The 18,683-nt window shown below is 55.0% G+C and carries 20 protein-coding genes; 6 read left to right on the forward strand and 14 right to left on the reverse strand.

The genetic code is table 11. The annotated features are described in order from the left end of the window. Positions 1 to 13: 13 nt before the first annotated feature. From ACK2JC_RS10560 to ACK2JC_RS10585, 6 genes are all read right to left on the reverse strand, one after another. A complete protein-coding gene (locus tag ACK2JC_RS10560) occupies positions 14 to 1,525 on the reverse strand; it encodes a recombinase family protein (protein WP_368272203.1) in 1,512 nt (503 codons plus the stop codon). 94 nt (positions 1,526 to 1,619) lie between these two features. Next, positions 1,620 to 1,835, reverse strand: a complete 216-nt coding sequence (locus ACK2JC_RS10565; protein ID WP_006772915.1) for a hypothetical protein — start codon at positions 1,833 to 1,835, stop codon at positions 1,620 to 1,622. Continuing rightward, entirely contained in the window at positions 1,819 to 2,763 is a 945-nt protein-coding gene (gene mobV, locus ACK2JC_RS10570) for a MobV family relaxase (RefSeq protein ID WP_368272202.1), read from the reverse strand. Before mobV ends, ACK2JC_RS10565 begins: the two co-directional genes overlap by 17 nt. A gap of 187 nt (positions 2,764 to 2,950) precedes the next feature. Continuing rightward, on the reverse strand, positions 2,951 to 3,346 hold the full coding sequence (locus ACK2JC_RS10575; protein ID WP_006772917.1) for a replication initiator protein A: 396 nt from the start codon (positions 3,344 to 3,346) through the stop codon (positions 2,951 to 2,953). 111 nt (positions 3,347 to 3,457) lie between these two features. Continuing rightward, positions 3,458 to 3,871, reverse strand: coding sequence for a cysteine-rich VLP domain-containing protein (locus ACK2JC_RS10580; RefSeq protein ID WP_368282751.1), 414 nt, complete (start codon positions 3,869 to 3,871; stop codon positions 3,458 to 3,460). 176 nt (positions 3,872 to 4,047) lie between these two features. Beyond that, complete coding sequence (locus ACK2JC_RS10585) at positions 4,048 to 5,412, reverse strand: IS1182 family transposase (RefSeq protein WP_411337769.1); 1,365 nt, start codon at positions 5,410 to 5,412, stop codon at positions 4,048 to 4,050. Between the two features lie 317 nt (positions 5,413 to 5,729). Here ACK2JC_RS10585 and ACK2JC_RS10590 point away from each other — a divergent pair, with 317 nt between their 5' ends. The 4 genes from ACK2JC_RS10590 (at position 5,730) to ACK2JC_RS10605 (ending at position 8,756) form a co-directional block, all read left to right on the forward strand. Further along, complete coding sequence (locus ACK2JC_RS10590; RefSeq protein ID WP_368272749.1) at positions 5,730 to 5,948, forward strand: hypothetical protein; 219 nt, start codon at positions 5,730 to 5,732, stop codon at positions 5,946 to 5,948. A 35-nt stretch (positions 5,949 to 5,983) separates the two neighbouring features. After that, positions 5,984 to 6,784 (forward strand): helix-turn-helix domain-containing protein, encoded by an 801-nt coding sequence (locus ACK2JC_RS10595; RefSeq protein WP_368272748.1) that lies wholly within the window; start codon positions 5,984 to 5,986, stop codon positions 6,782 to 6,784. Positions 6,785 to 6,863: 79 nt separating this feature from the next. Beyond that, on the forward strand, positions 6,864 to 7,073 hold the full coding sequence (locus tag ACK2JC_RS10600; RefSeq protein ID WP_003503778.1) for a hypothetical protein: 210 nt from the start codon (positions 6,864 to 6,866) through the stop codon (positions 7,071 to 7,073). A 318-nt stretch (positions 7,074 to 7,391) separates the two neighbouring features. After that, the gene (locus tag ACK2JC_RS10605) at positions 7,392 to 8,756 is read left to right on the forward strand and encodes an IS1182 family transposase (RefSeq protein WP_411337769.1); all 1,365 of its coding nucleotides are present in this window, start codon (positions 7,392 to 7,394) and stop codon (positions 8,754 to 8,756) included. Positions 8,757 to 9,216: 460 nt separating this feature from the next. Here ACK2JC_RS10605 and ACK2JC_RS10610 read toward each other — a convergent pair whose 3' ends face one another. The 7 genes from ACK2JC_RS10610 to ACK2JC_RS10640 form a co-directional block, all read right to left on the reverse strand. Continuing rightward, positions 9,217 to 10,389, reverse strand: a complete 1,173-nt coding sequence (locus ACK2JC_RS10610) for a PatB family C-S lyase (RefSeq protein ID WP_320936087.1) — start codon at positions 10,387 to 10,389, stop codon at positions 9,217 to 9,219. After that, positions 10,379 to 11,434: a M20/M25/M40 family metallo-hydrolase gene (locus ACK2JC_RS10615; protein ID WP_320936086.1), complete on the reverse strand. Its 1,056-nt coding sequence runs from the start codon at positions 11,432 to 11,434 to the stop codon at positions 10,379 to 10,381. The genes ACK2JC_RS10610 and ACK2JC_RS10615 overlap by 11 nt, the downstream gene beginning before the upstream one ends. Before the next feature lie 166 nt (positions 11,435 to 11,600). After that, positions 11,601 to 12,686: a M24 family metallopeptidase gene (locus ACK2JC_RS10620; RefSeq protein ID WP_320936085.1), complete on the reverse strand. Its 1,086-nt coding sequence runs from the start codon at positions 12,684 to 12,686 to the stop codon at positions 11,601 to 11,603. A 33-nt stretch (positions 12,687 to 12,719) separates the two neighbouring features. Beyond that, on the reverse strand, positions 12,720 to 13,982 hold the full coding sequence (locus ACK2JC_RS10625) for a PTS fructose transporter subunit IIC (RefSeq protein WP_007705517.1): 1,263 nt from the start codon (positions 13,980 to 13,982) through the stop codon (positions 12,720 to 12,722). Positions 13,983 to 14,015: 33 nt separating this feature from the next. Further along, positions 14,016 to 14,333 carry a PTS fructose transporter subunit IIB gene (locus ACK2JC_RS10630; RefSeq protein ID WP_092371235.1) on the reverse strand — a complete coding sequence of 106 codons (318 nt, stop codon included), beginning with the start codon at positions 14,331 to 14,333 and terminating at the stop codon, positions 14,016 to 14,018. Positions 14,334 to 14,447: 114 nt separating this feature from the next. Further along, a complete protein-coding gene (locus ACK2JC_RS10635; protein WP_227167821.1) occupies positions 14,448 to 14,909 on the reverse strand; it encodes a PTS sugar transporter subunit IIA in 462 nt (153 codons plus the stop codon). Further along, positions 14,909 to 16,792, reverse strand: coding sequence for a BglG family transcription antiterminator (locus ACK2JC_RS10640; RefSeq protein WP_320936084.1), 1,884 nt, complete (start codon positions 16,790 to 16,792; stop codon positions 14,909 to 14,911). Before ACK2JC_RS10640 ends, ACK2JC_RS10635 begins: the two co-directional genes overlap by 1 nt. Positions 16,793 to 17,036: 244 nt before the next feature. Here ACK2JC_RS10640 and ACK2JC_RS10645 point away from each other — a divergent pair, with 244 nt between their 5' ends. Continuing rightward, the gene (locus ACK2JC_RS10645) at positions 17,037 to 17,306 is read left to right on the forward strand and encodes a type II toxin-antitoxin system RelB/DinJ family antitoxin (protein WP_118755155.1); all 270 of its coding nucleotides are present in this window, start codon (positions 17,037 to 17,039) and stop codon (positions 17,304 to 17,306) included. Further along, positions 17,299 to 17,568 carry a Txe/YoeB family addiction module toxin gene (locus ACK2JC_RS10650; protein ID WP_118755154.1) on the forward strand — a complete coding sequence of 90 codons (270 nt, stop codon included), beginning with the start codon at positions 17,299 to 17,301 and terminating at the stop codon, positions 17,566 to 17,568. Before ACK2JC_RS10645 ends, ACK2JC_RS10650 begins: the two co-directional genes overlap by 8 nt. A 149-nt stretch (positions 17,569 to 17,717) precedes the next feature. On the opposite strand, the gene ACK2JC_RS10655 is transcribed toward ACK2JC_RS10650, so the two are convergent. Beyond that, on the reverse strand, positions 17,718 to 18,659 hold the full coding sequence (locus ACK2JC_RS10655; RefSeq protein WP_411338487.1) for a ribokinase: 942 nt from the start codon (positions 18,657 to 18,659) through the stop codon (positions 17,718 to 17,720). Between the last annotated feature and the right edge of the window lie 24 nt (positions 18,660 to 18,683).

An 18,683-nucleotide genomic window follows, 5' to 3' on the forward strand; every position in this document is an offset into this window, starting at 1 on the left:
GGTGTGCCGCCCGTCAGATTTTCCATGTGATGTTCAAGCTGTCGCTTGTAGCGGCAACGGTGGTAATCATCAAATCCACCACCCGCCGCTTGTCGTCAAAGGATACATTGTCCCATGTGTCGAGGTAGCCGGAAATCTGATTGACCTGTTCCGGGCTGATGGCTTCCACCGTCAACTCGGCTATCTGCTTCACAAGTTCCTGTTTGCGCCCGTCCAGTTCCGCTATCTTCACATTCACATAGGAGAGCAGAACATTGTTTGCACCCGTCAGACTGTCCACCAGCTTTTCAATCTCGCTGTCCACATGGAGAAGTTCCACTTGCAGGGCGGCAATTTTCGGGTTTGCCTTTGCCGCTTTCTTTCTGCCTGTCAGCGTCTTGTAGCTTGCCAGTTTCTTTACCATCTGCTGATAAACAACCGTTTCCAGTTCCGAAGTGATGATTTTCCCGCACCCGGCACAGCTTTTATTGTCCAGCCGTTTTGTGCAGCGGAGATATTGCTTTCCCACAGGATTGTTAATGCTCATAAGAGCATACCCGCAATTCCCGCATTTGATTTTTCCCGCCAGCCATGTATGGGTGGCTTTCCGGGCGGACTGGATTTTCATGTTGTTCATCAGCTTCTTGCGGCAGGCCAGCCATATATCCGCCGGGACAATGCCCTCATGGGGAGCCAGCACCAGCATTTGGTCTTTCAAGGCGTTTTTCTTGCTGGGCTTCACATCCCGTCCCTGATACAGATAACAGCCGTTTGTCCCCGTAAAATCGGCAGCGTCATTGACAATGACTGTCCCTTGACTTTTGAAAAATTCGTACACATCAAGGTCTGCCTGCACATAGACAGGATTGCGTAACATCTGCGCCAGCGTGGGGCGTATTAGTTCCTTGCCGTTGAATAAAATTCCCTGTTCGGCAAAGTACCGGGTAATGTCCCCGTAGGAGGTTGTGGGCTGGGCGTACATCTCGAACATCAGCCGGATATTTGCCGCTTTGTCTGGGTTTACCACCAGCTTCTTTGTGTTGATACCGTCCATCTTAATCGGCTCTGTATGGAAGCCGTAAGGGGCTTTCCCACCCATCTTGAAACCTCGCTGGCTGCGGGAATAGTAAGCGTCCGTCACCCGCTTCTGTATCGTTTCCCTCTCAAGCTGGGCGAACACGATACAGATATTCAACATCGCCCGCCCCATCGGGGTGGAGGTATCAAACTTTTCCGTAGAGGACACAAACTCTACATTGTACTGTTGGAACAGCTCCATCATATTGGCAAAGTCCAGAATGGAACGGCTGATACGGTCGAGCTTGTAAACCAAGACTTTTGCAATCAAGCCCCGCTTGATGTCCCGCACCAGTTCTTGAAACTTCGGACGGTCTGTGTTCTTGCCGCTGTACCCCTTGTCTGTGTATTCCTTGCAGTTACCGCCTTTCAACTCGTATTTGCAAAATTCAATCTGGCTTTCAATGGAAATGCTGTCCTTTTTGTCCACCGATTGTCTTGCATAGATTGCGTCTATTCGATTATTCATATTGTCGCTCCTTTTCTTAAAAAAGAAACGGAGCTGCTGACAGCTTTATTATACCGCCAGCAGCCCCGCAAATCAACGATGGCTTTGGAAAACCTTATGCCCCGGCTTCCTCACTCTGCCGTTTGTCGGCATACTTGCGGAACACCTCATAAAGTTGCTGTTCCAGTTCCCGGCGTTTTGCCGCTTCCTGCTCCGGCGTGAACACCGGGGAGAGGTTTTCCAGCGTGATTTCCCTGCCTTGAAAAGTCACGACTTCCGTTTCCTTTTTGTATCTGATAGTGGTACTTATAAAATCACCTTTCCTTTCCATGCTGCCGCTGCTGCCGTTTCAGTTCCGCCAGTATATCCGGCGGGATACGGTCAACCAGCCGCTGTAAATTGTCCAGTTCGCTTTTCAGCTTTGCCCGTTCCATCGCATCTTTCATCTTGCCTTTTTCACTGGCTTTTGCCCTTGCTTCCAGCTTTTCATTTTCCGCTAACAGGTCATTGATTGTGACCTTGTATTTTTTCAACTGCCCGGAGAAATTCCCCATCTGTGGGAACCACTTTTTCAGCATGGAGAGGGCTTCCTCTTTTTTCTTTCCGGCATTCAGCGGGTTAATGCCGTCCAGCGTGGCTTCAATGGCTCTTGCCTGTTTGGATAGATTGACCGCCTGCTTGAACAGACGGGTGGGGATATGCTTCCTGCCTGTCTTGCTGGCACTTTCCCCACGCTCCAAGTCGGGATATTTCTCCACCATATAGGCGTGAAAATCGTCCTGCCATTTTGAGAGATTGGCTCTGTTGCCGATAATCTCCTTAGCGCACAGGCGGTTGTCCTCTGTCAGAGGGACAAAGACCAAATGCAGGTGGGGTGTTTTCTCGTCCATGTGTACCACTGCCGATACGATATTTTCCCGGCCTACCCGCCCGATTAAGAAATCAGCCGCCCTCTGGAAAAATTCCTGTATCTCCTTTGGGGGCTTCTTCTTGAAAAACTCCGGGCTGGCGGTAATCAGCGTATCCACAAACCGGGTACTATCCTTACGGGTGCGGCAGCCAGCTTGTTCAATACGGTTCTGTATAAAGTGGTAGTACCTGCTCTCCGGCTTAACAATGTGGAAGTTGTATTTGCTCCGGCTGGTGTCAATGTCGGGATTGCTGGCGTACTGTTCCTTTTGCCGTTCGTGATGGGCTTCCAGCGGCCTTGCCGGGTTGCCCTTGTGTTTCTCAAACCGCAAGATTGCGTGTTGTGCCATTCTGCTCCTTTCCTCGTTCCATTCTTTTCCAGCGGGTTTTCCACAGGGAAAATCCCGCCGAAACTATCTCTGATAGGATTGGAATGGAATAGATATAAATAAAATCGTTTTAATCTCTGTATTTCTATATACCGTCCGGTTTTCGTACTTCAAGAGGATTGATTATCGTACTCTATGAGTGCGGTTTTCAGTCCTCCGGCGTTCCATAACCGGATTTCTTGAAGTCGGTGTTTGAAACCGCTTCATAGGATTTTGGATAAATGCGGTTGGGTTTTCCACAGCCCTGCTTCTGGATTTCCACCAGTCCGGCATATTGTAGCTCCCGCAGGGTATTGACCGCTTTCTGCCGCCCGCAGTGGAGCAGCTCCACTACCTCGTTAATGGGATAGTAGAGGTAAATCCGCCCGTATTCATCTGCCCAGCCGTTTTTTCGGGATAGGTCTGTCCGGCGCAGGATAAAGGCGTACAGAACCTTTGCTTCGTTGGACAGGGGTGTGAATGTGGGGGCTTCAAAAAGGAAATTGGGAAGCCGGGTAAAGCTGACCGCCTTTTCCGGCTGATGGATATAAATGGTGTTTGCCATATCGTGTTTTGTGGACGGTTAGAAGCCCGTTTCCGGGGGCAGACGGTAGTTTCTATTGCCTGCCCCTGTTCTGTGCTTGCAAAGCCTTGAAAATCAAGGACTTTTCAGCCCCTAACTGTCCACAGTAGACCTCCTTTTCCGTTCACTTTCTGTTTTCTGCCGCCTGTGAACTCTGGCGGCACAGCCGGGACAGTATTTCGCTCGGTTGGACTTTGGGACGAACACTCTGCCGCAGACCGCACAGCGTTTTAGCTCCTTATCCCGGAAAATCTCCGCTTCCAGCGTCCCGAATTGCGGCAAGACCGACCAGCGGAACCACTTACAGCAGACCGAGAAAGAAGCCGTCTGCGGGCAGGCGCAGGTGTCCCCATCGTCAAGGACAATGCAGTTGCCGTCCTCACAGCAACAGCACTCCCGGCGTATCAGGCTGGCCGCCTGTTTCCTCTGCGCCGGTGTCATGCGGTAAAGGGAACCGTCCGGCTTGCGCTCCAACGGTGGTAGGCGTTTATATGGATTATCTTTCATGCGTCCCTCCATTTTTCCTTAGCCGATCTCTCCGAAAAGGCTTCCTGCCCCATTCCTGCGGCGTGTTCCGGCGTTGGCACGCTCCCCACAGCTTCGGGACAAGTTGGGGCTGTTGACAAAGTGCCTGATCATTTATTACGAGCGGAAAAAAGCAATAAAAAAGACGCCTACCGGCGTCATCCCATACATCTTATCATCCTTTTTAAGTTCAAAGCGGTCGCCGAGAGGAGGCAGTGGTCCTCCGCTGCCTCTAAACCCCGTCGTAAGACGCGTGTTAAGTTATGTCCCCACTTTTGGGCGGCAAACGTGCCCTCGCACCAGATCTGCCGCTTGCGCAGCGCATCCAGATAGTCCGGCTCGTTTTGCCGGGCGAGATGCCGCCGTACTGTGGGACGGAAGTAGGTATCCAGCAGCCTTCGTGCGCCGCGTTTATCATTTTCGCTCAAACATTTCTCCCGGAAAGGACAGCTCCGGCAGTCTCCGCGGTCTGCCCAATACTCCCAGTACACACCGCTGGCGCTGCGGTACAGCCCCTTCACTCGAAGCTCTTTCCCATTGGGGCATTGATAAACATCTTTCTCCGCATCATAAGAAAAGGCATCCCGTTTGAATTCCGCCTTGGTCCTATCAGCAGAAGGCTGCGGCCTGACATAAAAGGAGATTCCCTGCTCCTCCAGCACACGGTGGGCCAGAGGAAAATCGTAAGCGGCGTCCGCTGTGGCCGCCTGAATGGGGAAGACATTTCGATGGATCTGCTCCAGATGGTCCAGGTATGGCACGGAATCATGCACATCGCCCGGTGTCACCGTCACACCCAGGATCACACCGTGGTCCGTGTCCAGGGTTTGATGGCTCAGGTAGTACTGGCCCTCCGGCTTCCCCGGCCGTTTCATATGCCCTGCCTCCGGATCAGTCCGGCTCACACGCTTGTGGCTGCGGCGGCTGTCCCGCTTGATTTGCTTTGTCCGCTTCTTCCGGCGGTGTCCGGTCCGTTTCTCCAGTTTCTGCAGTCCTTCTTCCTCGTAGCCGTCCAGCCGTTCCCAGTATACGCCCGGTTCCTCGGGCATTTCCACCAGATGCTCCGACGCACGGGAGGCATTGGCCTTTACATGGGTAGAGTCGGTAGCTGCCAATTTCCCGCTGACCAGACCTTTTTCAATGCACTGCCGCACCACTTCCTCAAACAGCCGACGGAAAACCTTGCGGAAAGAAGGCTTGCGACGGCGCAGCTGAGAGATGGTGCTGTGGTCCGGTACCCGGTCAAACAGATCCAGGCCCAGATACCACCGCAGGGCCACATCTGTCTGGATACGCTGTTCGATCTGCCGTTCCGATGGGATCCCGTACAGGTATCCTACCAGCAGATATTTTACCAGCACAACAGGGGCAATGGGTGGGCGGCCGTATCTGCGGTTGTACAGATGGGCTGTTTCTTCATGAATGAAGGACAAGTCCAGCGTGGCTTCCAGTTTTCGCAGAAAGTGTCCCTCTGGGACCAAATCTTCTATCGTTACCATGTGCAGCTTCAGTTGCATTCCCATCCCCCTCTCCGCTCTTTTTTTCATTATATCATATTTCCGGCGCTAAGGGGACTTTGTCAACAGCCCCAAAGTGTCCAGAAATTGGCTCCTTGCGGTGCTTCCCCTGCCGGGGTATTCCTTTTCGGACGGTCATTCATTTTTCAAGGTGCAGCTCATCGATGAACTATCTCAAGTGTATACTTTTTTGATTGCCTGTGCCGTATGTCCATAAAGTCGGAAATCAGCCCTGAAATCTCCCTATTTCCACGCTCTCGGAATTGTGATATAATAAAAATAACGGAACAACAAATCGGAATTTGATGAAGGAGTGTGATTATATGAAAACGAGACGAGCATTAAGGCTGTGTAGCCTTGTAATGCTGATTGTGGCAGTAGTCTTTGTTTTATGCGCTCTGTCCAATCCCGGATTGGGAAGGGCTGTTTATATTGGCAGTATCAGAATAGGAGCAGATGTTAAACGGGTATTCTATACCGCGTATGTTGTTGTCATGGTTGCGTTGCTTGGCATTTCCTTCTTTGTGAAGGATAAGAAGTAGCAACTTCCAGTTTATTGAGCAGACAAGGAGGGAGCATGAACACAACCATACAAGAACGCTTAAAAGACCTGCGTGTGGAACGAGGGCTGACGCTGGAACAGCTTGCGGAGGAAACTCATCTTTCCAAATCTGCTTTGGGCAGTTATGAGGGGGACAATCTCAAAGACATCAGCCACCATGCCCTTATCCAGCTGGCAAAGGTTTATGAAGTGACCGTTGATTACCTGCTGGGACGCTCTAAAACAAAAAATCACCCAAACGCCGATCTTGCAGACCTGCGTTTGAGTGATGATATGATTGAACTGTTGAAAAGCGGGCTGGTGGATAATTCCCTCTTGTGTGAACTGGTGGTACACCCGGATTTCCCCCGGCTGATGGCTGACCTTGAAATCTATGTGAACGGCGTGGCGGTGAAGCAGGTGCAGGCCGCAAACGCCATAGTGGATACCATGAGCGCAACGATTATGAAGCAGCACAATCCCGGCCTGACCGACCCGCAGCTACGGCAGCTTGTCACCGCCCATATTGACGATGACAGCTTTTGCCGCTATGTGATACAGCAGGACATAAACGGCATAGCCCTTGACCTGCGGGAAGCCCACAAGGACGATTTTTTCAGCGTCCCGGAGGACAATCCGCTGGAAGATTTTTTGCAAGCCGCAGAAGCAGCGTCCACTCCGGGCAGCGACCCGGAACAGGCGGCGATGGCGTTTATCTGTAAACGGCTCAAGCTGAACTATGGGAAGCTGTCGGAGGAAGAAAGAAAGTGGCTGAAAAGGATTGCGCAGAAGTCGGACTTGCTGAAAAACCCAAAACCGCAGCGGGGGAGAAAGTAAAGGGATAAATCGGGATTTGGCAAAGGCGTGTATATGAAAAAGTAACTTCCAGTTTGCAAGAGAAAGGTATGGTGAGCGAATGAGAATATTATACGAACTTTCATGGTTATGGGAGACGCTGGTTATTGCGCTTGCGGTTGCGGCTGTTTGCGTGGTTTGCGCCATGCTAATCTGTAAGGCAGTAAAGAAGAACCTCAGCAAAAAAACGGCGGCAGTTATCGGCGCAGCAGCGTTTGCGGGCGCTGTTTTGGCAGTCATTGTGATTGCCCGGACTCCGATGCCGCTTTGATTAAACGGGATGCTTGATTGCCTGTGCATAAGTACAACTTCAAGTTTATCGGGGAAATAGCAAAGCCAGTCGAGCCAGTCAACGGTCAAGATGAACGGCGCATTTCATGCGCCGCCGTTGACAGTCCCGCCCGGCTTTGCTAAAGGGTAATCAAGGCGGGAAAGCCCTAAAACGGCTTCCCGCCCATTTCAATTTTGAGAGAAAAATCCGTCTGTTTTTTCGTGAGTGTGTCCACAAGTTCGGGACATTTTGGGGCTGTTGACAAAGTCCCCTTAGCGCCGGAAATATGATATAATGAAAAAAAGAGCGGAGAGGGGGATGGGAATGCAACTGAAGCTGCACATGGTAACGATAGAAGATTTGGTCCCAGAGGGACACTTTCTGCGAAAACTGGAAGCCACGCTGGACTTGTCCTTCATTCATGAAGAAACAGCCCATCTGTACAACCGCAGATACGGCCGCCCACCCATTGCCCCTGTTGTGCTGGTAAAATATCTGCTGGTAGGATACCTGTACGGGATCCCATCGGAACGGCAGATCGAACAGCGTATCCAGACAGATGTGGCCCTGCGGTGGTATCTGGGCCTGGATCTGTTTGACCGGGTACCGGACCACAGCACCATCTCTCAGCTGCGCCGTCGCAAGCCTTCTTTCCGCAAGGTTTTCCGTCGGCTGTTTGAGGAAGTGGTGCGGCAGTGCATTGAAAAAGGTCTGGTCAGCGGGAAATTGGCAGCTACCGACTCTACCCATGTAAAGGCCAATGCCTCCCGTGCGTCGGAGCATCTGGTGGAAATGCCCGAGGAACCGGGCGTATACTGGGAACGGCTGGACGGCTACGAGGAAGAAGGACTGCAGAAACTGGAGAAACGGACCGGACACCGCCGGAAGAAGCGGACAAAGCAAATCAAGCGGGACAGCCGCCGCAGCCACAAGCGTGTGAGCCGGACTGATCCGGAGGCAGGGCATATGAAACGGCCGGGGAAGCCGGAGGGCCAGTACTACCTGAGCCATCAAACCCTGGACACGGACCACGGTGTGATCCTGGGTGTGACGGTGACACCGGGCGATGTGCATGATTCCGTGCCATACCTGGACCATCTGGAGCAGATCCATCGAAATGTCTTCCCCATTCAGGCGGCCACAGCGGACGCCGCTTACGATTTTCCTCTGGCCCACCGTGTGCTGGAGGAGCAGGGAATCTCCTTTTATGTCAGGCCGCAGCCTTCTGCTGATAGGACCAAGGCGGAATTCAAACGGGATGCCTTTTCTTATGATGCGGAGAAAGATGTTTATCAATGCCCCAATGGGAAAGAGCTTCGAGTGAAGGGGCTGTACCGCAGCGCCAGCGGTGTGTACTGGGAGTATTGGGCAGACCGCGGAGACTGCCGGAGCTGTCCTTTCCGGGAGAAATGTTTGAGCGAAAATGATAAACGCGGCGCACGAAGGCTGCTGGATACCTACTTCCGTCCCACAGTACGGCGGCATCTCGCCCGGCAAAACGAGCCGGACTATCTGGATGCGCTGCGCAAGCGGCAGATCTGGTGCGAGGGCACGTTTGCCGCCCAAAAGTGGGGACATAACTTAACACGCGTCTTACGACGGGGTTTAGAGGCAGCGGAGGACCACTGCCTCCTCTCGGCGACCGCTTTGAACTTAAAAAGGATGATAAGATGTATGGGATGACGCCGGTAGGCGTCTTTTTTATTGCTTTTTTCCGCTCGTAATAAATGATCAGGCACTTTGTCAACAGCCCCATTTTGTCCCGAAGTCCGGCGTGGGACGAGGAACGGGGGCTTTCATATACGCCCTGTCTGCTGATAAAACCAGTCCTGCGTTTGCGGCTCCACGCCACGCAATCACAGCCCTGCTTTCCTGCCGCTTCAAATGCCCTTGCCCTCTCCGGCGGCAACGGCATTTTCACGGCAACGCCGACAGAGCGTATAACACACTACACTTTGCGAGCAAAGTCGTGTGCCAAGGGGCAAGCCCCTTTGGAAACCCCTGACAACAAAACAGGCTGAATATCCCGCACTTTCCCGGTGCTTGATACTCAGCCTTTATTTGTTGTCAGCAGCCCCCGTTTCGTGGTCTGCGTGTAGTTCCTTGTAAACTGACCTAAAGCGCGATAAAAATGCAACCATTTCTACAACGCCTCAAACGCCCGCTTCATCCGCTCCATCCCTTCCCGCAGCTTACTCCTTGGGCACCCCAGGTTCATCCGCAGGTAATTCTCCTCCCCATAGGTCTTTCCGGGCATGATGCCCACCTTACCCACGTGCACCAGGGCGTCCTGGATGGCGGCGCTGTCCGCGTTCACCCCGCTCATATCGATCCAGGCCAGGTAGGTAGATTCCGGTATGACAAATCTCACGCCCTTTGCCGCCAGCTCCGTATCCACAAAGCTTCTGAGCTCCTGCATATTTCCCCGGATATAATCGCAGAGCTGGTCCACGTAGTCCATGCATTCCCCATAGCCCGTGATCAGAGCGTGCATGCCCGGAAGGCTGACGGAATTCAAAAAGTCCTGGTTGCGCATCCTGGAAATGAACTGCTCCCGAATTTCCCTGTCCGGCAGCACGCAGTAGGAACCGATCAGCCCCGGCGTGTTGAAGGTCTTGCTGGAGGAGCTGACCAGGTACACCTTATCGTACTGATCCGCGTACCCGAGAATGGAGCAGTGCTTCCGTTCCGTGAGAATCACGTCCGAGTGAATCTCGTCGGAGATCACCGGAACGCCGTATTCCCGGCACAGCGCCACCATCCGGTCCATTTCCTCCCGGGTCCAGACTCTCCCTGTCGGGTTGTGGGGGTTGCACAGCAGGAAAATGCCACAATCCCTCACCAGCTCCTCAAACCGGTCAAAATCGATCTCGTACCGGCCACCGCGCTCCGTCAGGCGCAGGGGAACCAACTCCCGTCCATTATCCCGGATCACGTGGTAAAATGCGTCGTACATAGGTTCAAACACCAGCACCCGGTCCCCCTCCCGGCCCAGAAGCCGGAACAGGGCCGCGATGGAGTACAGCACGGAAGGGCTGTAGGTCACCCAGTCCAGGCTGATTTCCACGCCGTGGCGCCGGGCAAAATAACCGGCCACCGCGCCCTTAAATGCGTCGTGATTCCAGCGGCTGTAGCCGTAGATGCCGTGGTTCACCACCTCCGTCAATTTCCGCCGCACCGGCTCCGGCGCCATAAAATCCGTGTCCGAGATGGAAAACGGAAGCAGATCCCGCTCCCCGAACCGGTCCTGGATATAGTCCCACTGGGTACAGAACGTCCCGTGCCTGTCGATCACTTCGTCAAAATTATAGTTCATCGCTCTCCGCCTCAAATCCCATTTTTCTGTATGCCTGCGCGTCCAGTTTATCCAGCACGCGCTCCAAAAGCTCCACCATCTGCTCCATGTCCCGGTAACAGCCGATGGAATAGGGGGAATGCCCGTAACGGGTGGGAATCCCCAGAACCACCGTGGGGTGCCCCGCGCCGTCCTGATGGAGCACGCCGCCGTCGGTCCCGCCGTTTAAGAACATGTCGTCCTGCACCGGTATGTCCAGTTCCTCCGCGCAGCGCCGCACCACCTCCACCAGACGCCGGTTGCTCACCACGGTCTTGTCGTAATGCACGATCATGGGGCCCTTCCCCAGCTGGCGGTTGTTGGTATGGTCGCGGACAAATTCGCTGCCGTTGCAGGCCACGTCCAGCACAATACACACGTCCGGCTCTGCCACCCTGCCCGCGGTCTTTGCGCCCCTGGTGCCCACCTCCTCGGAGCTGGTGAAGGCGTAGCTCAAACGGTTCTTATGGACTTTTCCGGCCATCCGCTTCATCAGCTCGCCCATACAGAAGCAGCCCGCCCGGTCGTCCAGCGCCCGGGCCGCAAAGCGGCCGTTCTCGTACTCGTGGAACCCGGAGGCGAAGGTAACCATGTCCCCGGGCCGGATTCCCATTTCCGCGATCTCCCGGGCGCTGTCCTGCCCCAGGTCCACGTAGAGCCCCGTGGCCTCCTTCTTCCCGTTATCGTACTCCGCGTTCAGAATGCCTCTGTAGCTTCTACCGTCAGAGGTAGTCACCACAACCTCCTGCATAAAGCGGGAAAAGGTGCGCACGCTGCCAACCGGCAGCACCATCAGCATGCCCTGGCTGGAAACGGAACGCACCAGAAATCCCACCTCGTCCATGTGGGCGGCCAGCATCACCGACGGGCCCTCCCCCTCCTGGGTGAAAATCATGCTTCCCAGGCCGTCGTAGACGGGCTTCGGGGCGAAGGGGCCGCAGTATTGCCGCAGCACATCCCGCACCCGGCCCTCGTTGGAGGCCACCGCAGGGGCCTCGCACAGTTCTTTTAAAAACTCTTTATTCATCTATAGACTCCTTATTGTGGCGGGCATGGCCTGCCTGTGTGAAAAATTCTCACCAGGCAGATTACGCCCTGGCCTGAATGGGAACCGCGCCCTGACCTGGCGGACTTCCATCCACCAGAACGGCGCGGCCATCGCGCCGGACGCCTCCTCATCCAACGCCAGCCCTTTACCCCACCACCGTCAACTCTTTCCCCGACTTCGTCAACACCTCGCAGCCGTTCTCCGTCACCAGCACGTCGTCCTCGATGCGCACGCCGCCCAGCCCTTCCAGATAAATCCCCGGCTCCACGGTCATGACCATCCCGGGTACCAGCACGTGGTCGTCTCCGGGGGCGAAATTCGGTGTCTCATGGCAGGCGATGCCCAGGCCATGTCCTAGATTATGGGAAAATGCCGGGCCGTACCCGGCCTTCTCAATTATTTCCCTGGCAACCCGGTCTATCTCGCTGCACCGCTTCCCCGGCCGGACGGCGCGGACGGCGGCCGCCTGGGCCTCTCTCACGATCTCGTAGACCTGACGCATTTGCGCCCCGGCGCGCTCCACCACTACGGTGCGGGTGATGTCGGAACAATATTCCCCCACCCGCACGCCGAAGTCCATGGTGACGAAATCGCCCGGCTCGATGACCTTGTCCGAGGCCTTGGCGTGGGGCATGGAGCCGTTCACGCCGCTGGCCACGATGATGTCGAAGGACTCCTTCTGAGCGCCCAGCTCCTTCATATAGTAAAGCAGCCGGTTCTCCACCTGTTTCTCCGTCATCCCCGCCCGAATCTGGCCGAGGATATAGGAATATCCCCGGTCAGCGATCTCACAGGCCCGGCGGATGCAGGCGATTTCTTCCTCATCCTTCACCATACGCATGGAATCCGGCGACACCGGAACCAGCTCAGGCTCCAGTCCATTTTCCAGTTTCTGGTATTGTGTGTAGGAGACGGCCTCCGCCTCGAAGCCCAGCCTGCGGACGGAGTCTCCGGCGCAAATCCGGTTGATGTGTCCGTAAAACCCGCATTTTTCGTCCGCCAGCAGCGCTGCGGCGTTCATCTGCCGGGGCGCCGCGGCCATGCGCTCCTTCTGCTGGACATAGTACCGCCCGTCCACAATGGCGTAGCAGCCATTTCCCGTGATCAGCACGTAGCCGCTGCCGCTGTAAAGCCCGGCCGTGTAGAATTTATTTTCCCTCGATACCAGCAGCAGCCCGTCCAGACCGCTCGCTTCCATAAACTGCCTGCCCTGTTCCAGATGAAACGCCATCGCTCCTACTCCCGTCCTTTACTCAACGTCCAATCAATCGTTGGAATCCACCGTCAGTTTTCCCTTGCTCATCATATTGCTGCGGATAAAGATCACCAGCACGGCGGTCACCACCGCTCCCACCACGATACCTGCGATATAGGCGGGGATGTTCTCACACAGAGGCCATGCCCACACCGCGGACTCGGGGAACCACTGCACCGCGCCGAAAATGGTGGCGGCCAGGGAACCGCAGATTGCGCCGATCATGTAGCAGGGAATGATCACCTTGGGCATTTCCAGGGCAAAGGGAATCGCGCCCTCGGAGATTCCCATCAGCGCCAGGAACATGGCGGTTTTTCCCTGGGGATAGAACTGCTTGTCAAATACATGGCGCTTTACCACTAACCGGTCGATCAGGGTCGCAAGGCCCAGGCCGAAGGAGGGCACCACGATGGCGACCACGCGGGCCGTGATAGGAAGCACCTTGTCGGTGGTGAAGCCCAGGGCCACGAAACCTGCCGCTTTGTTGATGGGGCCGCCCAGGTCAATGGCGGTGGCCGCGGACAGGGCGATGGTGTAACCGTAGGAACCCGCCTTTCCGGCTGCGGACAGACCCGCCTTGATCAGGCTGTTGAGCATTCCGCCCAGGGGCGTTACCACCAGATGCATGCCCAGCATGACGAACACAGCCGCCAGCATGGGGATCAGGAAGGTGGATTTGAAGGCCAGCATGTTGTGGCTGACTTTGATTTTCTGGTTCAGATATTTTACAAAATAACCGGCTGCGATGGCGATAATCAGCGCCCCGAGGAAGGTGGAGGCAACCGGAGCCGTGGTGGTCCAGGTTCCGTCCGCCAGGCTCAGCACCGCGGTGGGCTTGGTAGCCATCAGGCCACCGATGAAACCGGCCGGAAATGCCAGCTTGCCGCCGATGGAATTTGCCATGAAGGCCGCAAACATGGGGATTGCGAACCCAAACAGCGTGCCGCCGAAGTCCGCGCACAGGTTGGCGAACTTGAGCAGTGAAAGGTTAAAGCCCTCGTAAGCGCCGCTGTTCATGGCGTCCACGATGCCCATGGACGGGTCAACGCCCAGAATCACGTAAGGAATCAGCTGTGAAAACGCCAGGATCAGTCCGCCCATGATCAGGAACGGGATCATGTTGCTGATACCGGTCATAACGTGGCGGGACAGCGTGTCCCAAAGTCCCTTTTTCTCCTGCACCTCAGGCGCCTTCTGCGCCGGTTTTGCGGCCGCGCCCGCGTTCTTATTCTCCGCCTGGCCCGTCAGTGCGCTTCTCTTTGTAATAGCCATTTCTTAGTCCCCCTTTTCTTTGGTCTGTTTCATTTAGCCTTCCATACTCTCAATTTCCTGGATAATGCCCTTGGCGTTCTTGATCGCGTCCTGAAGGCCGATCTCATAGATGTCGTAGGCGTCAAACCGCTCGTTGTTCTGAGGCGCGATGGCCACAGCGTGGATAATGATATCCGCCTCGGCGATCTCCGCGGGGGTCAGCTCGTTCTGGATGCCGTCCGCTCCCTGGGTCTCCACCTTCACATCGTATCCCAGCTCCTTGGCCGCGTCCTCCAGCGCTTGAGCCGCCATAAAGGTGTGGGCCAATCCCATGGTGCACGCACATAATGCCACTAATTTCTTCTTTGCCATTGCTTTTTCCTCTTTTCTTTTTTTATTCTATCATTCAGCCGGGTATTTCCGGCAGAACTTGCAAACAGCGGGGGGACGGTAGGGGCGGCCGCCTGGCCTCTCACCCCAAATTCCTTACTCCGCAGCCACCGCCTGGTGGATCACCTCAAAAATCTCTTCCGCAGAGTCGGACTCCGTCAGCTTTCTGCGGAAATCCTGCTTCATCAGCATCCGGGAAAGTGAGGCCAGAATCTGAATATGTTCATTTCCATAATTTTCCTTTGGCACGATCAGCGCGATCATGATCTGCACCGGTTTTCCGTCAAAGGACTCCCACTCCAGCTCCTTCGTGGACTTCATCACCACGATTCCCGTCTGAATCACGGACTCGCAGCGGGTGTGGGGGATGGCGAAGCCGTCCTGCATTCCCGTGGGGCCCTGGGATTCCCGCTCCATAAAACCTTCATAAGTCTCCTCCACATCCCGGCACAACCCCAGCTCCACCGCGCGCTCCGCGATGGCCCGCAGCGCCTCCTCCTTGGTGGTTACCTCCATACCTGTAAAAATATATTCCTTCTTGATTACTTCCTTCGTCATCACAATTCTCTCCTACACATAATAGTTTGAAACTCCTGAAAGTTCTCTGCCTGTATGAGGCGGCGCACCAGCTCGTCCGAGTGAACCACTTTATACAATGTCCTGAAAATCCGGGCGTACTGGTCCCTGGACTGGTTGAAGCAGGCCAGAAATACCATCTGCACCCGTTCATTTCCCCACTGAATCGGATGGTTCAGAATCCCGATGGCAATACAGGAAGAAAATGTTCCCTGCGTCAGCACGTGGGGCACCGCCACCAGATTTCCCACCTCCGTGGAGCTGATCCGCTCCCGTTTCCCGATGGCGTCTATGACCTCCCGTTCGATGCCCTTCTTCTCCACCAGCAGCCCGCCCAGCTTTTCAATGGCCTCGAACCGGTCCTCGGCGTCGATGTGTCCGAAGCAGTCCGGGTAAAAATACCGCATCAGCTCCTTCTCAATGTAAATCTTCTGCCAGAGCTGTTCCTGAATCCCGGCGATTGCCTTCTCGCTGAGCAGATCGTGGGAAACGATCACCGGCACGTCCCCGCCGTAATTCTCCACCGGCACCGCCGAAAGGATCACGTCCGGATTCCGGTCCAGGGCCAGATCCAGGTAACGCACCGGGTACACGCCGCAGATCAGGATATTCTGAATTTCGCTCTGGATTTTCTCCAGAATCATCTGGGAGGTCCCGATGCCGTAGTTGCAGAGAATCACCGCCTTGACCCGCTCCCCGGCCTGGGGCTCGTAGACTCCCAGGTAAACGGTGAGGTAGCCGATCTCGTCCTCGTTGATGGACACCCCGAACCGCTCTTCAAAACGCTGGGCCATGAGGATGGCGTAGTTCATTTCCAGGGGATAGCGGTTCTTGATCTGGGCGATAATGGGATTGGGCGAATAATTCCCCGCCCTGGCCCGCTGCATCAGCGCCTTCAGATGAAGGCTCAATACGTTCATCACCTTCTCGTCCCGGTCGTAATTGATCCCCGTGAGCTCTGAAATCTCATCCAGAAAATCGTCCACAAACCGGCGCATTTCCCGGCAGCCCTCGGCGTCCGCCACGCTGAGATCGTAACCGATAAAACCGGAGTAGACCATCACGTAGAGGCATTCCTCCTCCGTGATCTCAATCTCCAGTTCCTGCCCCAGCGTTTCCATGATGGATAAAATCATCTGGTAATTGTGGCCGGTGACCGGCGCCGTCAGGCTCATGCCCGTCACATGCCGCCCTTTGCGGCTGCGGGACAGCGCGATGACGATTCTGGCGATCAGGTTGTTTAAGTCCATGTCCGCCACGATCAGCCCATACTCCTGAATGCGGTCGAACACCAGCCGGTCCACCCGGTCAAGCTCCTCCTCGGAAATGTTATAGATTCCCGTGTTCACCAGCCGGGCGTTGCAGTAGTCCAGCCCGATATCCCCCAAAAGCGTGCGAATCTCCGTCTCCTCACCGGTAATAGACAGACCGTAATGGGGCTTGCCGCTCAAGGTCAGGTTGTATCTGCCCAGAAACTCCTTCACATCCGGGGTCATCTTGTTCAAGGTGGACGGGCTCAAAAACATGGCCTCGCTGAGCTTCTCGATGGTGATCTCGTCCTGGTCGATGATCTCCAGGATCATCTCATGAATCCGCTTGTCCCCGTCCTTCTGGCGGTATTCCTTTTGAGTGAGCAGTGGCTTAAGCGCCGCCCTGTCCCCCTCCAAAACATAGCCCTGCCCCCGCTTCTGGGAAATGCACACGCCGAAGGTTTCAAGCTCCTCCGCCAATACCGAGAGGTAGCGCATCACCGTTCTGGCCGAAATCCCCAGCCGCTTGGCCAGTTCGTCCGCGCCGATGGCATTTTCCTGGTGCATCAGGCAGTTCAAAAGCTGTATCTGCTTTTGTGTCAGGTCCTGTATCATGCTTTCACTTTCTTTCTGTGTGCCGTCGCTTCTTTCTGTCCCTATTATCCCCCCTTTTCGGATAATTTTCCATTCATTCGTTGTCAATTAAAAATGACAGGTCTGCGCCTGTCGGGTGGGGTGGGAATGAAAGGATTTCTTGCGGTTCCCCGCTCACCAGCAATACTCGTATTACAATAGCTTGCTATACGCACACTATAGTGTTATAATAAAGATGAAGAACATACGGAAAGGAGATGATTTTATGGCACTGTCAACCATAACCGCACGGGTGGATGAAAAAGATAAAGCCAGCTTCGATGCTTTTTGCTCCAATGTCGGTTTAAATACCTCCACGGCTATCAATCTGTTTGTGAAAGCAGTTTTACGCGAAAACCGCATCCCGTTTGAAATTACGCAGGCAGCCGATCCCTTTTATTCAGAATCCAATATCGCTTACGTTAAAAAATCTGTCCAGGAACTCCAGGCAGGAAAAGGCACGGCACACGAACTGATAGAGGTTGCGGATGAGTGAAAAAATCTGGTCTGACGACGCCTGGGAGGATTACCTCTATTGGCAAACCCAGGACAAAAAGACGGTAAAACGAATCAATGAGCTGATTAAAGATATTGAGCGCAACGGCTGCATGAAGGGAATCGGGAAACCTGAACCCTTGCTGGGCGATCTCCGGGGTGAATACAGCCGCCGTATCAATGATAAAGACCGTTTAGTCTACCATATGGAAGGCGGCCGTATCTACATTGTCCACTGTAAAGGACATTACGGGGATAAATAACCAGTTTCTATCATGTAACAAATAGACTGAAAAATAACAATCAAACAAAAACGGAAGCCACAGCCCCTCGTCCGACCGCCGGTCCATCAAACGTCCAACGACCGGCCGCCCCGCTGTGGCTTCCGTTCTTTCCTATCTTACCTCATATTTCAGCCCATCTGCGCGAAGATTTCCTCCGCCTCCTCCGCCGTGGGATAGCTGCTGATGGTGCCGTCCCGCTGCACGGTGATGGAGCAGTATTGGTTGGCGTACTTGCAGGCCTCGAACAGGCTGTCGCCCATGGCCAGTCTGGCCGCCATTGCGCCCATGTAGCCGTCCCCGGCCCCGGTGGTATCCGTGGCCTTCACGCGGATTCCCGGCGCGAAGTGGGTTTCCTCCCCTTCCAGGCAGAAGAATCCCTTCTCGCCCAGAGTCACCACGATGTCACCGACTCCGTAGGCTTTGCGCAGCTTCCTGGCGCTGTCCTCCCAGTTTCCTTCCTCGAATTCCACGCCCGCCAGCTCCAGCATGCGGGCGATCTCCACCTCATTGAGGATCAGGAGGCTGATATCCCCCCAGTAATCCGGCACAAAATCCGGGATGGGCGAGGGATTCACCACGGTCTTGATCCCCAGCTCCCTGGCTTTTCTCAAAATGTGCCGCACGCTCTTCTCGTTGATCTCATATCCGGTCACGCAATACTGAGCGTCCTTCATGGCGGTCAGCGCCTCGTCGATCTCCTCGTCCGGGATGGCCTGCTCGTTGTGGGCCCCCAGCACGATCATGTTGTTGCCCTCGTCGTCGATGAGCACCACGCCGCTGGTATCTTTAATACCTTCCCCTAAAATCACATATGTATCGTCGATCTGCGCCTCTTTTAACACCTGCTGGCCCTTGTAATACCAGTCGCCGCCTTTGACGTGGGCCACCATGGCTACCCGGGCCCCCACCCGGGAGCAGGCTACCGCTGTGTTGGTGCCCTTGGCGCCGTCCATACCGGCGCTGGCCTGGAGCGCGCGGATCGTCTCGCCGGGCCTGGGCAGCTTGTGCACCCGGATGGCCTGGGAGACATTGTGGGAATAGGCCACAATTACCTGTGGATTTCTGTCCATATTGATCTGGTTCCTTTCCTGTTC

It is taken from the genome of Enterocloster lavalensis (assembly GCF_046603895.1).
In the GTDB taxonomy this organism is placed as follows: domain Bacteria; phylum Bacillota; class Clostridia; order Lachnospirales; family Lachnospiraceae; genus Enterocloster; species Enterocloster lavalensis.

Bases quoted from the DNA above. Each gene is read 5' to 3' on its own strand.
- ACK2JC_RS10560 (WP_368272203.1), bottom strand. From the start codon at position 1,525: ATGAATAATCGAATAGACGCAATCTATGCAAGACAATCGGTGGACAAA.
- ACK2JC_RS10565 (WP_006772915.1), bottom strand. From the start codon at position 1,835: ATGGAAAGGAAAGGTGATTTTATAAGTACCACTATCAGATACAAAAAG.
- mobV (WP_368272202.1), bottom strand. From the start codon at position 2,763: ATGGCACAACACGCAATCTTGCGGTTTGAGAAACACAAGGGCAACCCG.
- ACK2JC_RS10575 (WP_006772917.1), bottom strand. From the start codon at position 3,346: ATGGCAAACACCATTTATATCCATCAGCCGGAAAAGGCGGTCAGCTTT.
- ACK2JC_RS10580 (WP_368282751.1), bottom strand. From the start codon at position 3,871: ATGAAAGATAATCCATATAAACGCCTACCACCGTTGGAGCGCAAGCCG.
- ACK2JC_RS10585 (WP_411337769.1), bottom strand. From the start codon at position 5,412: ATGGGAATGCAACTGAAGCTGCACATGGTAACGATAGAAGATTTGGTC.
- ACK2JC_RS10590 (WP_368272749.1), top strand. From the start codon at position 5,730: ATGAAAACGAGACGAGCATTAAGGCTGTGTAGCCTTGTAATGCTGATT.
- ACK2JC_RS10595 (WP_368272748.1), top strand. From the start codon at position 5,984: ATGAACACAACCATACAAGAACGCTTAAAAGACCTGCGTGTGGAACGA.
- ACK2JC_RS10600 (WP_003503778.1), top strand. From the start codon at position 6,864: ATGAGAATATTATACGAACTTTCATGGTTATGGGAGACGCTGGTTATT.
- ACK2JC_RS10605 (WP_411337769.1), top strand. From the start codon at position 7,392: ATGGGAATGCAACTGAAGCTGCACATGGTAACGATAGAAGATTTGGTC.
- ACK2JC_RS10610 (WP_320936087.1), bottom strand. From the start codon at position 10,389: ATGAACTATAATTTTGACGAAGTGATCGACAGGCACGGGACGTTCTGT.
- ACK2JC_RS10615 (WP_320936086.1), bottom strand. From the start codon at position 11,434: ATGAATAAAGAGTTTTTAAAAGAACTGTGCGAGGCCCCTGCGGTGGCC.
- ACK2JC_RS10620 (WP_320936085.1), bottom strand. From the start codon at position 12,686: ATGGCGTTTCATCTGGAACAGGGCAGGCAGTTTATGGAAGCGAGCGGT.
- ACK2JC_RS10625 (WP_007705517.1), bottom strand. From the start codon at position 13,982: ATGGCTATTACAAAGAGAAGCGCACTGACGGGCCAGGCGGAGAATAAG.
- ACK2JC_RS10630 (WP_092371235.1), bottom strand. From the start codon at position 14,333: ATGGCAAAGAAGAAATTAGTGGCATTATGTGCGTGCACCATGGGATTG.
- ACK2JC_RS10635 (WP_227167821.1), bottom strand. From the start codon at position 14,909: ATGACGAAGGAAGTAATCAAGAAGGAATATATTTTTACAGGTATGGAG.
- ACK2JC_RS10640 (WP_320936084.1), bottom strand. From the start codon at position 16,792: ATGATACAGGACCTGACACAAAAGCAGATACAGCTTTTGAACTGCCTG.
- ACK2JC_RS10645 (WP_118755155.1), top strand. From the start codon at position 17,037: ATGGCACTGTCAACCATAACCGCACGGGTGGATGAAAAAGATAAAGCC.
- ACK2JC_RS10650 (WP_118755154.1), top strand. From the start codon at position 17,299: ATGAGTGAAAAAATCTGGTCTGACGACGCCTGGGAGGATTACCTCTAT.
- ACK2JC_RS10655 (WP_411338487.1), bottom strand. From the start codon at position 18,659: ATGGACAGAAATCCACAGGTAATTGTGGCCTATTCCCACAATGTCTCC.